The 13,541-nt window shown below is 68.6% G+C and carries 15 protein-coding genes and 1 pseudogene; 12 read left to right on the top strand and 4 right to left on the bottom strand.

What is annotated here, in order from left to right; all coding sequences use genetic code 11:
- Positions 1-103: 103 nt before the first annotated feature.
- Positions 104-733 carry a hypothetical protein gene (locus OUY22_RS10900; RefSeq protein WP_270154733.1) on the bottom strand — a complete coding sequence of 210 codons (630 nt, stop codon included), beginning with the start codon at positions 731-733 and terminating at the stop codon, positions 104-106.
- A 161-nt stretch (positions 734-894) separates the two neighbouring features.
- Between OUY22_RS10900 and OUY22_RS10905 the strand changes: the two genes are divergently transcribed.
- The 3 genes from OUY22_RS10905 (at position 895) to OUY22_RS10915 (ending at position 3,602) form a co-directional block, all read left to right on the top strand.
- Positions 895-1,272, top strand: a complete 378-nt coding sequence (locus tag OUY22_RS10905; RefSeq protein WP_270154734.1) for a hypothetical protein — start codon at positions 895-897, stop codon at positions 1,270-1,272.
- A 69-nt stretch (positions 1,273-1,341) separates the two neighbouring features.
- On the top strand, positions 1,342-2,373 hold the full coding sequence (locus OUY22_RS10910) for a PLP-dependent cysteine synthase family protein (RefSeq protein ID WP_270154735.1): 1,032 nt from the start codon (positions 1,342-1,344) through the stop codon (positions 2,371-2,373).
- On the top strand, positions 2,349-3,602 hold the full coding sequence (locus OUY22_RS10915; RefSeq protein ID WP_270154736.1) for an MDR family MFS transporter: 1,254 nt from the start codon (positions 2,349-2,351) through the stop codon (positions 3,600-3,602). The genes OUY22_RS10910 and OUY22_RS10915 overlap by 25 nt, the downstream gene beginning before the upstream one ends.
- Before the next feature lie 228 nt (positions 3,603-3,830).
- On the opposite strand, the pseudogene OUY22_RS36760 reads toward OUY22_RS10915, so the two are convergent.
- Together OUY22_RS36760 and OUY22_RS10925 are read right to left on the bottom strand one after the other, a co-directional pair.
- Positions 3,831-4,034: pseudogene (locus tag OUY22_RS36760) on the bottom strand (sporulation protein); the annotation flags it as partial.
- Positions 4,035-4,186: 152 nt separating this feature from the next.
- Positions 4,187-4,495, bottom strand: coding sequence for a hypothetical protein (locus OUY22_RS10925; protein ID WP_270154737.1), 309 nt, complete (start codon positions 4,493-4,495; stop codon positions 4,187-4,189).
- A gap of 187 nt (positions 4,496-4,682) precedes the next feature.
- Here OUY22_RS10925 and OUY22_RS36765 point away from each other — a divergent pair, with 187 nt between their 5' ends.
- The 8 genes from OUY22_RS36765 (at position 4,683) to OUY22_RS10960 (ending at position 10,394) form a co-directional block, all read left to right on the top strand.
- On the top strand, positions 4,683-5,102 hold the full coding sequence (locus tag OUY22_RS36765; RefSeq protein WP_333486658.1) for a hypothetical protein: 420 nt from the start codon (positions 4,683-4,685) through the stop codon (positions 5,100-5,102).
- Positions 5,102-5,398, top strand: a complete 297-nt coding sequence (locus OUY22_RS36770) for an SH3-like domain-containing protein (RefSeq protein ID WP_333486659.1) — start codon at positions 5,102-5,104, stop codon at positions 5,396-5,398. Before OUY22_RS36765 ends, OUY22_RS36770 begins: the two co-directional genes overlap by 1 nt.
- A gap of 9 nt (positions 5,399-5,407) precedes the next feature.
- Positions 5,408-6,103, top strand: a complete 696-nt coding sequence (gene scnC, locus OUY22_RS10935) for a thiocyanate hydrolase subunit gamma (protein ID WP_270154738.1) — start codon at positions 5,408-5,410, stop codon at positions 6,101-6,103.
- 7 nt (positions 6,104-6,110) lie between these two features.
- A complete protein-coding gene (locus OUY22_RS10940; protein ID WP_270154739.1) occupies positions 6,111-6,449 on the top strand; it encodes a ScnB in 339 nt (112 codons plus the stop codon).
- A gap of 223 nt (positions 6,450-6,672) precedes the next feature.
- Positions 6,673-6,885 carry a CbtB domain-containing protein gene (locus OUY22_RS10945; protein ID WP_270154740.1) on the top strand — a complete coding sequence of 71 codons (213 nt, stop codon included), beginning with the start codon at positions 6,673-6,675 and terminating at the stop codon, positions 6,883-6,885.
- Positions 6,886-6,904: 19 nt separating this feature from the next.
- A complete protein-coding gene (locus OUY22_RS10950; protein ID WP_270154741.1) occupies positions 6,905-7,654 on the top strand; it encodes a CbtA family protein in 750 nt (249 codons plus the stop codon).
- A 703-nt stretch (positions 7,655-8,357) separates the two neighbouring features.
- Positions 8,358-8,954 carry a histidine phosphatase family protein gene (locus OUY22_RS10955; protein ID WP_270154742.1) on the top strand — a complete coding sequence of 199 codons (597 nt, stop codon included), beginning with the start codon at positions 8,358-8,360 and terminating at the stop codon, positions 8,952-8,954.
- 261 nt (positions 8,955-9,215) lie between these two features.
- Positions 9,216-10,394 carry an ammonium transporter gene (locus OUY22_RS10960; RefSeq protein WP_270154743.1) on the top strand — a complete coding sequence of 393 codons (1,179 nt, stop codon included), beginning with the start codon at positions 9,216-9,218 and terminating at the stop codon, positions 10,392-10,394.
- Between the two features lie 71 nt (positions 10,395-10,465).
- Here OUY22_RS10960 and OUY22_RS10965 read toward each other — a convergent pair whose 3' ends face one another.
- Positions 10,466-11,425: an NADP-dependent oxidoreductase gene (locus tag OUY22_RS10965; RefSeq protein ID WP_270154744.1), complete on the bottom strand. Its 960-nt coding sequence runs from the start codon at positions 11,423-11,425 to the stop codon at positions 10,466-10,468.
- A gap of 193 nt (positions 11,426-11,618) precedes the next feature.
- Here OUY22_RS10965 and OUY22_RS10970 point away from each other — a divergent pair, with 193 nt between their 5' ends.
- On the top strand, positions 11,619-13,448 hold the full coding sequence (locus OUY22_RS10970; RefSeq protein ID WP_270154745.1) for a glycoside hydrolase family 15 protein: 1,830 nt from the start codon (positions 11,619-11,621) through the stop codon (positions 13,446-13,448).
- The last annotated feature ends 93 nt before the right edge of the window (positions 13,449-13,541 follow it).

Here is a 13,541-nt window from a genome sequence, read left to right on the forward strand (position 1 = left end):
GAGGGATTGACGAGTGAAGGTATTCAACCAACAAGTACGTGTCAGTGAAAGATATCTACATCGATCGGTTCTCCCGGCCCAGGTCAGCAGCCGTAGCGAACCGCTAGACCGTGGCCGGCACGCGGCGCATGGCGCGTGCCCGCCAGATCGGGTACGCGATCGCCGTCACCACGAAGAACAGCGGCGCCGGGTGGCCGAACACGAAAAAGGCGAGCAGGACGTCGGCCACGGGCACCAGTAACACGAAGAAGGGCAGCCAGCCGGGAGGCGTGACCGTCCGGGGCCGCGCCTCCGCCCAGGGGGTGCGTCTCCAGGGTTTGGCCACCGACAGCCACGCCTGGAAGGCCACGGCCGAGGCCATCAGCAGGGTGGCGCCGAGCAGGACCGGGTCGGCGTCGCGGGTGCCGTCGGAGAGCGCCGACAGCCTGGGGCCGAGCAGGAAGATCCCCGCGTACAGCTGGGCCAGCGTGACGACGAGCTTGATCAGCACCCACCAGTAGCGGAAGTAGCCCCACTTGGTCATCGCGGACAGCATGAGGCCGGTGAAGGCCGAGGCGTTGGCGAAGTGCAGCAGCACCTGGTTGTCGAGTAGATGCGCCATGCGATAGCCGGCGCCGTCCCCGGTGACGGAGCTGTAGGCGCCCAGGGCGAACAGGGCCAGCGCCTGGCTCATCCAGGACACGGAGGTCACCACATGCATCCACACGAGCAGGTGACGCGACGACGGCTTCACAGGCGCTCCTTATATGTAGATCTCCTACATGTAGAAAGTCTACTGATAAGCCAGGCGGAAGTGATCACCTCAACCCGGGGGGCGTTCGTCGACGACGGACTCCTCCGGACGGGCCCCCTTCACGTGCCGTCCATACGCTTTGCTACATTCAGTGATGAATCATGTACTCACAGTCACGGACGTCGAGATGGCCACGCGCGCACGCGTGGTTCGTCGTGCTGCTCGGCTTCCTCACGATCGCGCACCTGTGGTCCCACTCCGTGTACCCGCCCGGTGACCCGCACGCGATCGTGGAGGCGATCGCCGACAGCGCGCATCACGAGCACGAGGGGGGCCACGGCGGGCAGGCCCACTCCCACCTCTTCGTGACCGCCTCCGTGACCACCGTCGCCGACGACCCGGCCGAGTGGCCCGCGGCCGTCGACCCGCCCGCCGGCTCCGCGCCCGCGCGTGTCCGGGCTCCGCGCGGACGCGCGCCTCCGGACGACTATCGCGGACGGGCCGCGCTCACCCAGACACTCGAAGTGTGCCGCTGCTGAGGAGGACGTGCTCCCACGTCATCCACCGTCAGCGACCTGGCGCCGCGTGCGCCGAAATGAGTGATCAGCATGTCTTCGTCCATCAACGCCATGACCCCCTTGGTGGGTCAGACCCCTCTGTGCCGGATAGGGGCGCCCTTCGCGCCGTCGGGCCGGGGCTTCTGGGCCAAGCTCGAAGGCGCCAACCCCGGCGGGCTCAAGGACCGGGCGGCCCTGCACATCGTGGAACGGGCCCGCGCGCGCGGTGACCTGCGCCCCGGCGCCACGATCGTCGAGTCCACCTCCGGCACCTTCGGGCTGGGCCTGGCCCTGGCCGGGATCACCTACGGCCACCCGGTCACCGTGGTCACCGACCCCGGCATGGAAGCGATCATCCAGACCCTGCTCGGCTCGTACGGCGTACGGGTCGAGATGGTCACCCGGGCCCACCCGGACGGCGGCTGGCAGCAGGCGCGCCTGGACCGGGTGGCGCAGCTCCTGGCCGCCGAGCCCGGCTCGTACTGCCCCGGCCAGTACGACAACCCCGACAACGTCGAGGCCTACTCGGGCCTGGCCGACGAGCTGCACCGGCATCTCGGCCGCGTGGACGTGCTGGTGTGCAGCGTCGGCACCGGCGGCCACTCGGCCGGGGTCTCCCGGCGGCTGAGGCGGCGCGACCCGGCGCTACGCCTGGTCGGCGTGGACGCGGTCGGGTCGGCCATCTTCGGTCAGCCGGCCCGGTCCCGGCTGATGCGCGGGCTGGGCAGCAGCATCCACCCGCGCAACGTCGATCACGACGCCTTCGACGAGGTGCACTGGGTGGCGCCGCACGAGGCGGTGTGGGCCAGCCGGACCCTGGCGCAGACGCACTACGCGACCGGCGGATGGAGCGTCGGCGCGGTCAGCGTCGTCGCGGCCTGGTGCGCCAGGACCGCCCCGCCCGGCACCCGCGTCGTCGCGATCTTCCCGGACGGTCCCGCCCGCTACTACACGACCGTGTTCGACGACGCCTACTGCGCCGAGCACCGCCTGCTCGACCGGCCGCCGAACGACGAACCCGACGAGATCAAGGAACCGGGCGAGGCCGAGGTCACCCGATGGACGCGGATGGTGATGCGCTGATGTGGCGGCGCTTCATGTCGTTCGACCGCGGCGTACGGCTCCTCATGGTCAACCAGTTCGCCATCAACCTCGGCTTCTACATGCTGATGCCCTACCTCGCCGGGCACCTGTCCGGCGGGCTGCACCTCGCCGCCTGGGCGGTGGGGCTGGTGCTCGGCATGCGCAACCTCAGCCAGCAGGGGATGTTCCTGGTGGGCGGCACGCTCGCCGACCGGCTCGGCTACCGGCCCGTCATCATCGCGGGCTGCCTGCTCCGCACCGCGGGGTTCGGCCTGCTGGGGTTCGTGGACACGCTGCCCGCCCTGCTGGCCGCCTCCGCCATGACCGGATTCGCCGGGGCGCTGTTCAACCCGGCGGTCCGCGCGTACGTCGCGCACGGCGCCCAGGAGCGCAGGGTCGAGGCGTTCGCCCTGTTCAACGTCTTCTACCAGGCCGGGATCCTGCTCGGCCCGGTGATCGGCATGGCCCTGCTCGCGGCCGACTTCCGGCTCGTCTGCGTGGTGGCCGCGGGCGTCTTCGCGGCCCTCACCCTGCTCCAGGCGACCGCGCTGCCGCCGTGCCGCGACGAGACGCGGCGGCGGGAGGGCGTGCTGGCGGATTGGCGGGGCATCGCCACGAACCGGCGGTTCACCGCCTTCTCGCTGGCGATGATCGGCTCGTACGTCCTGTCCTTCCAGGTCTATCTGGCGCTGCCGCTGCACCTGGCCGACAGCCGGGCCGTCAGCGTGCTGTTCGTGCTGTCGGCGCTGGTGGCCCTGCTCGGCCAGCTGCGGGTGACCGACTGGGCGCGCCGTCGCTGGACGTCCGCGCAGGCCATCGCCCGCGGCCTCGCGCTGATGGCCCTGGCGTTCGTGCCGCTGATCCCGTACGCGGTCACGGGCGTGCCGGCGCCCACGGCGGTGGTGCTGGTCTGCGCGGTGCTGCTCTCGCTGGGCACGGTGCTGACCTACCCGTTCGAGATGGACACCGTCGTCGCCCTGTCGGGCGGGCACCGGGTGGCCACCCACTACGGCTTCTACAACACGGTCGCCGGGCTCGGCATCGCGGCGGGGAACCTGGCGGTGGGCCGGCTGCTCGACCTGGGGCCGGTCTGGGCCTGGACCGGGCTCGTCCTCACGGGGGCGGTGAGCACGCTGGCCGTCGTGAGGCTGGACCGGGGTCCGGGCGCGTACGGCCGGCGGTCCCGCGGACGGACGCGCCGCACCGCACCGGCCGGCACCCCACCCTGAACCGCACGGCCCGCCGGACGCGCCGCATCGACCGGTGCCCGGCTCTGAACCGGACGGTCCGCCGGACGCCCGCCGGCGGGCCGTCACGGCGGCCGGCCCACTCTTCCTCTTCGTCCTCGAAGATCTCCTCGGCGACCTCGGCCGCCACGTAGCCGCCGGCCAGGCCGGCCGCGCGAGCGCCTCCAGGACCCGCTGCTGGGAGGGCAGAGGCTCGACGGCGACCAGGTCCAGGTCGCCCTTGTCGACGGCCTTGGCGACGGCCTTGGCGATGGCCGGCTCGGTCCGCGCGCCCACCGACATGCCGGGCAGCCGCACGCCTCCGGCCTCGGTGATCGGCGTCTCCCACGGCACCGCGACCTCGAACCCGACCACGGTTCGTCTCTCCCTCTCGAAGATCGGTCGGCAGGTGTCAGCCGCCCGCCCAACGATCACCCTGAGGCGCGGGTTCCAGGAGACAGAGAACCATATCCCCGCAGGTAACGCGGGATGTCCCGGTCTGTTGGCGTACTTACTGGCGTGCGCCCCCCGGCGGGCCGGCCGCCGCCTTCAGACCGGCGCCGTCACCGGATCGGCGGCCCACGTGGTCACTGATCACGGAAACAGACGAGGTGGAATGAGCGCGCGGACGGGGTTCCGTCCGGGGCGAAGGTGTGCACCTCCATCTTGTTCGGGTCGGAGTTCAGCCCGACCGTGACCAGGCCGGGCTGAACAGGCTCCTGCATGGCGCTGCCGACGGTGGCGGCGAAGTTGGTCTTGGCCTCCCCCTGCAACGGCACTTTCCATCTGACGACGTATTTGTTCGTGCCGTCGAATTCGCAACCGTCCACGAGATAGCCGCGGACGACCGACCCATCGGCGTCGACGACACAGGCCAATCGTTTTTCGAATGCCATGATTTCGCTCCTAACCCGGGTTCGAATTCCCGGCGGGCCACGTACCCGGGCGACGAGGCGGTTAACCGAGGCCCGCCCGCAACCTTTCTTTGCCTCCTGTTGCGCGCCGTTTGGTCTTGGGGGCCGACGGCCAGGGCATCCTTCCTTCGGAATGCAGTCGAGCGCCCGGGCCCGAGAGGGGGCTGTCATGTCGAAGATTCGCTACGAGTCGGTGATGACCGCCGACCGAAATCTCAATCCCACAGAACACGAGGAATACGATTCGCCGTACACGATCCCCAACGATCGCTATGCGGCCCTCACCACCGTACTGCACGACGTCGGCGGCGAGCCCGACTTCCCGCAGGCCCTCTACACCAAGAGTGAAGAGGAGTGGGAAATGAACACCTACGTCACCTGCGAATGCCTAGGCTGGCGCGGAGCGTGGAACTCCGAAATGCGGCGTCGCCTCGAGAACGATCTCGGCAAGACCCAGTACTACGGCTTCCCGTACTACGGTCGCTGGATCACCGGGGCAGCCCGCGTGCTCGTCGACAAGGGCCTGATCACGACCGACGAACTCGGCGACAAGATCGACGAAATCCGAGCCCGGCTGGAGAAGAAGTAATGGCCACACCAAAGTTCCAGGTCGGCGACAAAGTCAGAATCAAGGATCGTACGACGCTCTTCCACACGCGCACCCAGAAGTACATCCGCAAGCGCGTCGGCACTGTCGTGGAGCACCGCCCGGAGTGGGTGATCCCGGAGGACGAGGCGTGGGACCGCATGGAGACCGGCCGTAAAGAGCCCTTTTACGTGATCCGGTTCAAGCAGACCGACCTCTGGCCTGACTACACGGGCTTCGCACAGGACACCTTGGAGTCGGAGGCCTCCGAGAGCTGGCTGGAATCGGTAAAGGGTTAAGGGGGGTACATGGGTAAGCAGCACGGTGACCATCACGATGGGCACAACACCTTCGAGGTCTCGTCGAAGGTGAGCGAGTTCGAGATCCTCGAGCTGGCGATTCGTGAACTGGCCATCGAGAAGGGCATCTTCTCGGCCGACGACCACCGCAAGTTCGCCGAGTGGGCCGAGGCGAAGGGACCGCACGGCGGCTCGAAGCTCGTCGCCAAGGCGTGGTCGGACCCGGCCTTCAAGCAACGCCTGCTGGAGAACGGGGTCGAGGCGTGCAAGGAGGTGGGGATCGACTGGCTGCAGCCCACGGGGGTGGGCACGCCGAGCGACTACACCTACTTCTATGTCCTGGAGAACACCCCACAGGTGCACAACGTGCTCGTGTGCACGCTGTGCTCCTGCTACCCCCGTCCCGTCCTGGGCATGTCGCCTGACTGGTACCGGACGCCGAGCTACCGGCGTCGCATGGTCCGCCGTCCGCGCGAGGTGCTCGCCGAGTTCGGCCTGCATCTCCCCTCGGACATCGAGGTGCGGGTGCACGACTCGAACCAGAAGTCCCGGTTCATGGTCATGCCGATGCGCCCCGAGGGCACGGAAGGGTGGAGCGAGGAGCAGCTCGCCCGGATCGTCACCCGGGACACCATGATCGGCGTCGCTCTGCCGCGCGCCGACCGCACCTCGGACGCGGGTTCGCTCGCGGAACAGGTGAGGTGAACGGCGGATGAGCGAGCAGGCCCGGCCGTACGCGGTTCTCATGGAAGCGCTGGACGACATCGGCGAACGGACCGACACCACCCTGCGTTGCATCGATCATGAGCCGGAGGTCTGGGAATCCCGGATGCAGACCACCTGCGAGTGCCTGTCGAAGGCCGGTGTTCTGGACAACCTGGAGCGGCGCCACGCGGAAGACCGGCTGGGGGAGTCCATCTATGTGCGCTTTCCCGTGCAGACGAGGTCGGTGCTGACCGTCGCTCACACGTTGATGGAGCGCGGCCTGTTCACCGAGCAGGCGTTGCGCGACAAGATGAGAAGTGTGCGGGCGCGCCTCGAAGAGGAATGATCTGATCGACTTTCCAGGAGAAGGCCGGGTCGGTTTCTACCGACCCGGCTGTTTCCGTTTTGCTGCCCCGGCTCCGTCCGGTGCCGGTCGAACGAGCCGGGCGCCGGCGGGGCACCGACGAATGATCCGCGTGAGGTGTCTGTAACCTTCCGTTCCATTGACGTGCCGGAAATCCTCCTTTACTTTCTGTCAGTAACGTACGGAATGATGAAGGAGGTAAGTCATGGCACAGGCTCCGCCCGTTCGATCCGCTTCGATTCCGGCGCAAATACCGCTGCGGGACATCCTGCCGTGGGCGGTGTTCGCGCTCGTCATCGGCATGCTCCTGATCTATTTCGTCGGCGCCGAACAGGGGGCCACCTCCCTCTTCGGGGGCAATATCATCCACGAGTTCACCCACGACGGCCGCCATCTGCTCGGATTCCCGTGTCATTGACGAAAAGACGCCGCACATCATGCGCCAATTACTGATCCGGGGCATGCTCGTCGGGCTGGCCTCCGCCGTACCCGCGTACATATGCGCCTGGTTTCTCGGTGAGGGCCCGCTGGAAGCCGCGATCGCCTTCGAGGAACAGCGCTCTCTGGCCGAGGGAGTCCACGAGCACGGAGCAGAGGTCGTATCGAGACTGATTCAGCAGACCTCCGGTCTCGCGATCGCCCTGGCCGCCGTCGGCGTCGCGGTCGGCGGACTGTTCGCCATCGCGTTCGCCCTCGCTCACCACAGGATCGGACGACTGACCGCCCGCGCGACCTCGGTGGTGGTGGCCGCAGCCGGCTTCGTGGTCATCACTCTGGTTCCTTTCCTGAAATATCCGCCTAATCCGCCTGCCGTGGGCGACCCCGGGACGATCCAACAGCGAAGCCTGTTGTATTTCCTGACGATCGTCATCGGCATATTCGCCGCGATCACCGCAGCACAGACCAGTCGGCGCCTGGCGCCGGGACATGGCGAATGGAACGCCTCTCTTCTCGGATGCGGGGTGTTCGTCGCCGTGGTGGCCATCACCTACGTCGTTCTCCCCGGAGGAACCGTCACGGCGCCCGGCTTCCCGCCCGATGTTCTCTGGGACTTCCGGATCGCCTCGCTCGCCACCCAGGCCGTCATGTGGGTCACCTTGGGGATCGGGTTCGGGGCGCTCACCGAACGGGCCGCCACCGGGACCCGGCGCGAACGCACTCCGAAGGCCCAGCCCTCGGACGTCTGAGCAGAAAAATGGAGGGCAGGCCGGGAAAGCCTGCCCTCCATTTTTCACGCAGAATTCAGCTGGGCTGCGAAACCGGTTCCTCGAGCTCGACCGGCTCCTCGCTCACGGCGACGTGGTCGGACTCGGACGCCGCGGCGGGGGCTGCCGCGTGGCTGCAGTCAGGCGTGTGGCACATGTCGCCCATCCTTCTTTTCGATGATTCGACATAAAGATGGTAACAAGATCTTGACGTATTGTAAAGCGCAACTCCGGGCATTAAGCCCTGGTGGTCGACGATCAGGCATCCGGTCGAATAGCAGCAGCACGCGCCGACGAACGATGCACCGTGATTCTCTGCAAAGGATGTTGCTGCGGCAACGCACGAAAACACCCTGACGTTTCCCAGAAAGATCAGCTGGCACGCCTGGCGCACATCGAAGAAATCACGGTGCGCACCAGTGACGAGTGTCTGGGCGTCTGCTCGTATTCCAATGTGGTCGTCGTCCGGCCCTGTCCCGCGGCTCGGCGCAGAGGCGCCAGACCCACCTGGCTGGGATTCGTCCTGGATGACACGGCCGTCGACGCCATCGGCGCCTGGGCGTCTCAGGGAGGACCGGGAACGGCGCCGCCACCGGACCTTCTCACTCTGCATGAGATCCAACCGCCGCGGCGTCCGCACCCGGCGGCCGGGCGTCGCGCGTGAAGACCATCGGAGAAGGGGACGGTGACCGTGAGACTCGTCCTGATCGCCCACGCCTCCACGTCCGCGACCCGCAGGGCGGCCTTCGCCGCCGACGAGTCGCTGTCGCATGCGGGACGGTCCTCCGCCGAGGCCGCCCTGGGCGCCTTACGCCGAATCCGTCAGGCATGGCGAGGCCCTGAGGCCCGCTGCGAGGAGACGTGCACCGCACTGGGTTTGACGGCCCGGTCCGATCCCGGGCTGCGCGACCTGGATTGCGGGAACTGGCGGGGCCGGAGCCTGGAACAGGTCCAGGCCGAGGATCCCGCGGGGCTCTCCGCCTGGCTGACCGATCCAGGAGCCGCCCCGCACGGGGGTGAGACCATCAACGGGCTGCTGGAGCGGGTCTCCGCGTGGAGAAACGCGTTGCCGCACGAACCCGGCGGGGTAGCCGCGATCACTCATCCCGCGGTGATCAGAGCGCTGGTCCTGCACACCCTGGGTGCGCCGGCGACGGCGTTCTGGTGCCTCGACGTCTCGCCGCTGTCCCAGACGTGGCTGTCACGGAACGGCGGGAGGTGGCGGCTGCGGGAGACGGGTCACCCGCTCACCGGGCGAAGGGCCGATCCGGAAGAGCGCTGATCTTTACCTGATCTCTCTTCTTTTCTGAAACGTGGCACGAGCCCCACGAGCCGTGGAGCGACGCGGAATTCGCCGCCGTAAGAATGAACATCTCTATCGGCGACCATCGGACAGCCGTTGCCGGCCGCACGAGTTGTCTTTGCCTCGCACGGCGTCAGGACAGGTTTCGCGAACATTCCGAAAGCGCATCTCCAGGATGCGACCACATGATATGGAGGTGCGGAAATGCCTCATGGCCTGAATACCGGCGACTCCGCGTGGATGCTCGTCAGTTTTGCCATGGTGTTGCTCATGACGCCCGGGCTGGCGTTCTTCTACGGCGGCATGGCCCGCGCCAAGAACCTGATCAGCGTTCTCTATATGAGCTTCGTCTCCATTCCTGTCGTGAGCGTGGTCTGGTTCGTCTATGGGTACGGAGTGGCATTCGGCCCGGACGTCGGCGGGGTCGGCCTGCTGGGCTGGGGCGACTGGCAGCTCTTCGGGGCCATCACCCGGCTTCTCCGCGGGGAGATCCCCCTCTTCGTCTTTTCGCTCTTCCAGCTCACTTTCGCGATCATCACCGTGGCCCTGATCAGCGGAGCGGTCGCCAACCGCGTCAGGATCGGACCTTGGATGATCTTCGGCGTGGTCTGGGTGACTCTGGTGTATCTACCGGTCGCGCATTGGGTCTTCTCCGACGGCGGCTGGCTCAAGAGGTGGGGAGTCCTCGACTTCGCCGGCGGCCTGGTCGTCGAGATCAACAGCGGAATCGCGGGCCTGGCACTCGCGATCGCGCTCGGTCCCGGCCTCAGCTTCCGCAAAGAGGAGCCCCCACGGCCGAAGAACGTGCCGTTCGTCATGCTCGGACTCGGCCTGCTGTGGTTCGGGTGGTTCGGGTTCAACGGCGGATCGGCGCTGACAGACGGCCCGCTCGCGGCGAACGCCGTGGCCAACACCATGATGTGCGGCTCCGCGGCCATGATCACGTGGATGATCGTGGAGCGGTTGCGCTCCGGCCACTTCTCCCGGCTGGGCGGCGCTACCGGCGCGGTGGCCGGACTGGTCGCCATCACCCCGTCGTGCGCCTTCGTCAATCTCTTCGGCGCGCTCGTCATCGGTGTCATCGTGGCGATCGTCTGCACCTACGCGGTGGAGGTCAAAACGGTGCTCGGCTACGACGACACCTTGGACGTGGTCGGCATCCACGCCGTGGGCGGCATGGTGGGGATCGCGGCTCTGGGGTTCCTCGCCACCGGCCGGTTCGGCAGCTCGACCGCGGGCCTGTTCTATGGCGGCTCCGTCGCGCTCCTCGGCAAGCAGATCGTCGCGATCATCGTGGTCGCCTCCTACTGCTTCGTGGTCACGTTCATCCTCGGCAAGATCGTCGACAGGCTCTTCAGGCTGCGACCGACTTCCGAGGCGGAGGCCGCGGGACTCGACACCGAACTGCGCATCGACTGACCCGGAGCCGGAGGCGATCCGACGCGCGGGGGTGGCGCTCAGCTTCCTGGCCGACGCGGCGGCGGAGGTGGTCAGTCGTCCTCCGCGACCTGGATGATCGTCCTGCCTGGGGTGCGGTGGGCGGGGGCGAAGGCGGCGGGCGCCTCGGCGAGCGTCCGCACGGCCCCGACGATCGGGCGGAGCCGGCCGTCCCGGACCCGCCGCGCCAGGTCCGCCAGCCGGGCGCGATCGGGCTCGACGACGAAGAAGATCGCCTGTCCGTCGCGGGGCCGGACCGCCGGAGGCGAGACGACGGTGACGAGCGTGCCGCCGGCGCGCACCAGAGCGGCCGAGCGCTCCAGGACGTCACCGCCGATCACGTCGAACACCACGTCGACCTGACCGGCGTTCTCCAGAGGATCGGCCCGCAGGTCCAGGAAGGCGTCCGCGCCGAGGCCGAGTGCGGTGTCCCTGTCGGCGGCCCTGCCGGTGCCGATCACCCGGGCCCCGGCCTCGCGCGCGAGCTGCACCGCGAGGGAACCGACACCGCCCGCCGCGCCGTGGATCAGGACGGTCTGGCCGGCGGTCAGGCGGCCGTGGTCGAACAGGCCCTGCCACGCGGTCAGTCCCGAGATCGGCAGCGCGGCGGCCACCACGTGGCCGACGTCGGCCGGGAGCGGCGCGAGGTTGCGGGCCTCCACCGCCACGTACTCGGCCAGCGAGCCGTCGCGGGCCCAGTCGGTCAGCCCGAACACCCGCTGGCCGACGGTCAGGCCGGTCGTCCCGTACCCCAGCTCGGCGACGGTGCCGGACACCTCGTGCCCGGGCACACTGGGCGTCCGGTCGCGGCCGGCGCGGTCCGTCCAGGTCGCCGGCCAGTCGAGCTCTCCGCGGGTGAACCCCGCGGCGTGCACCCGGACGACGACGTCGTTCTCGGCGGCGTGCGGGTAGGGCGCCTCCGTCAGGGCAAGCCCGGCCGGACCGGCGGCCCGGTCTCGAACGGTGACGGCTCGCATGCGGTCCTCGCTCTGGGTGAAGACATCGGACAGCACGACCGTACAGGTGATCTCCCGCAGGACGGGTCCCCGCCACGAGGACGCGCCCGGATCACTTCGGCGTGCGGCCCCGGGAGAAGATCTGCCGACCCTTGGCGAACGGCGGAGGCCGGCACGGGGCGGGCCTCCCTACCTTGGGACAGACCCTTCGGGACGGACCCTTCGGGACGGACAGGGAGGAAGGGCGCTCATGGCTGCTGGAGGACCCGGTCGCTCAGGCGACTCCCGTTACCTGCCGATCGGAGACCACGGTCTCATCGGCGACCTGCGCACGGTCGCGCTCGTGGGCACCAACGGCACCATCGACTGGTACTGCTGCCCGCGCTTCGACGCGCCCAGCGTGTTCGCCGCGATCCTCGACGCCGACCGGGGCGGCTCGTTCGACCTGGCCGCCGACACCCCGGCCAGGACCAAGCAGTTCTACTTCCCGGACACCAACGTCCTCATCACCCGTTTCTTCGCCGACGACGGGGTGGGCGAGATCCAGGACTTCATGCCCATCGCGGACGACTCGCGCGAGGCCGACCGGCACCGGATGATCCGCCGGGTGTCCTGCGTCCGCGGCTCGCTTCCGTTCCGCGTCCGGGTGGCGCCCCGCTTCGACTACGCCAGGCAGCCGCACCTCGTGCGGCCGGAGGCGGACGGCGTGCTGTTCGAGTCGGCGTCACTGTCGCTGTACCTGACCGCCAGCGTGCCGATGCAGACCGACGGGCAGGACGCGTGGGCCAAGTTCCAGCTCGCCGAGGGCGAGCAGGCGGTGTTCGCGCTCGACCGGGTCGGCTCCGGCCTCACGGCGCGCGGCTGCCCGATCGCGGAGGCCGAGGACGAGTTCACCGCCACGGTCCGCTACTGGCGGCGCTGGCTGTCGGCCTCGCGCTACCGCGGCCGGTGGCGCGAGGTGGTGCACCGCTCGGCGCTCACGCTGAAGCTGCTCACCTACGCCCCGACCGGCGGGATCGTCGCCGCCCCGACGACCAGCCTGCCCGAGCAGCTCGGCGGCGAGCGCAACTGGGACTACCGCTACGTGTGGATCCGCGACGCCGCGTTCTGCGTCTACGCGCTGCTCAGGCTGGGTTTCACCGACGAGGCGGAGGCGTTCATCGGCTTCCTGTCCACGCACGTGCCGCTCGGCGACGACGGCGCCGCCGGCCCGTTGCAGATCATGTACGGGATCGACGGCCGCAGGGACCTGCCCGAGCAGGAGCTCGGCCATCTGGAGGGCTATCGGGGCTCCGCCCCCGTGCGGATCGGCAACGCCGCCGCCGATCAGCTCCAGCTCGACATCTACGGGGCGCTCATCGACTCGATCTACCTCTACAACAAGTGGGGCGACCCGATCGCCAGCGACCGCTGGGACGAGCTCTGCACCCTGGTCGACTGGGTCTGCCTGCACTGGGACCAGCCCGACGAGGGCATCTGGGAGACCCGCGGCGGCCGTAAGAACTTCGTCTACTCGCGGCTGATGTGCTGGGTGGCCATCGAACGCGCCATGCGGGTGGCGATCCAGCGCGGGCTGCCCGCCGACATCCCGCGCTGGCGCGAGACCCGTGACGCGATCTACCGGGAGATCATGCGGCACGGCTGGTCGGCCGAGCTGCGGGCGTTCGTGCAGCATTTCGACGGGGACGTGCTGGACGCCTCCCTGCTGATGATGCCGCTGGCCAAGTTCGTGTCCCCGACCGACCCCAAGTGGCTGTCCACCCTCGACGCGCTCGGTGACGGCCTGGTCTCCGACTCGCTGGTCTACCGCTACGACCCGGGGGTCAGCCCGGACGGGTTGCGGGGCGCGGAGGGCACGTTCTCGATCTGCTCCTTCTGGTACGTCGAGGCCCTGGCCCGCGCCGGCCGTGTCGACGAGGCGCGCCTGGCGTTCGAGAAGATGCTGACGTACGCCAACCACCTGGGCCTGTACGCCGAGGAGATCGGCCGCACCGGCGAGCAGCTCGGCAACTTCCCTCAGGCGATCACCCATCTCGCGCTCATCAGCGCGGCCTTCAACCTGGACCAGGCCCTCGGCTGACCGGCCCGGACACCCAGTTGCGATTTGCTGTTAGTTGCGAAGAGTGTGCAGAATGAGGTGCTTCGCATCACTATCGTTCTAGCAGCACCGGAG

The sequence above is a fragment of the Nonomuraea corallina genome (genome assembly GCF_027620315.1).
Lineage (GTDB): Bacteria > Actinomycetota > Actinomycetes > Streptosporangiales > Streptosporangiaceae > Nonomuraea > Nonomuraea corallina.

Bases quoted from the DNA above. Each gene is read 5' to 3' on its own strand.
- OUY22_RS10905 (WP_270154734.1), top strand. From the start codon at position 895: ATGTACTCACAGTCACGGACGTCGAGATGGCCACGCGCGCACGCGTGG.
- OUY22_RS10910 (WP_270154735.1), top strand. From the start codon at position 1,342: ATGTCTTCGTCCATCAACGCCATGACCCCCTTGGTGGGTCAGACCCCT.
- OUY22_RS10915 (WP_270154736.1), top strand. From the start codon at position 2,349: ATGGACGCGGATGGTGATGCGCTGATGTGGCGGCGCTTCATGTCGTTC.
- OUY22_RS10925 (WP_270154737.1), bottom strand. From the start codon at position 4,495: ATGGCATTCGAAAAACGATTGGCCTGTGTCGTCGACGCCGATGGGTCG.
- OUY22_RS36765 (WP_333486658.1), top strand. From the start codon at position 4,683: ATGTCGAAGATTCGCTACGAGTCGGTGATGACCGCCGACCGAAATCTC.
- OUY22_RS36770 (WP_333486659.1), top strand. From the start codon at position 5,102: ATGGCCACACCAAAGTTCCAGGTCGGCGACAAAGTCAGAATCAAGGAT.
- scnC (WP_270154738.1), top strand. From the start codon at position 5,408: ATGGGTAAGCAGCACGGTGACCATCACGATGGGCACAACACCTTCGAG.
- OUY22_RS10940 (WP_270154739.1), top strand. From the start codon at position 6,111: ATGAGCGAGCAGGCCCGGCCGTACGCGGTTCTCATGGAAGCGCTGGAC.
- OUY22_RS10945 (WP_270154740.1), top strand. From the start codon at position 6,673: ATGGCACAGGCTCCGCCCGTTCGATCCGCTTCGATTCCGGCGCAAATA.
- OUY22_RS10950 (WP_270154741.1), top strand. From the start codon at position 6,905: ATGCGCCAATTACTGATCCGGGGCATGCTCGTCGGGCTGGCCTCCGCC.
- OUY22_RS10960 (WP_270154743.1), top strand. From the start codon at position 9,216: ATGCTCGTCAGTTTTGCCATGGTGTTGCTCATGACGCCCGGGCTGGCG.
- OUY22_RS10970 (WP_270154745.1), top strand. From the start codon at position 11,619: ATGGCTGCTGGAGGACCCGGTCGCTCAGGCGACTCCCGTTACCTGCCG.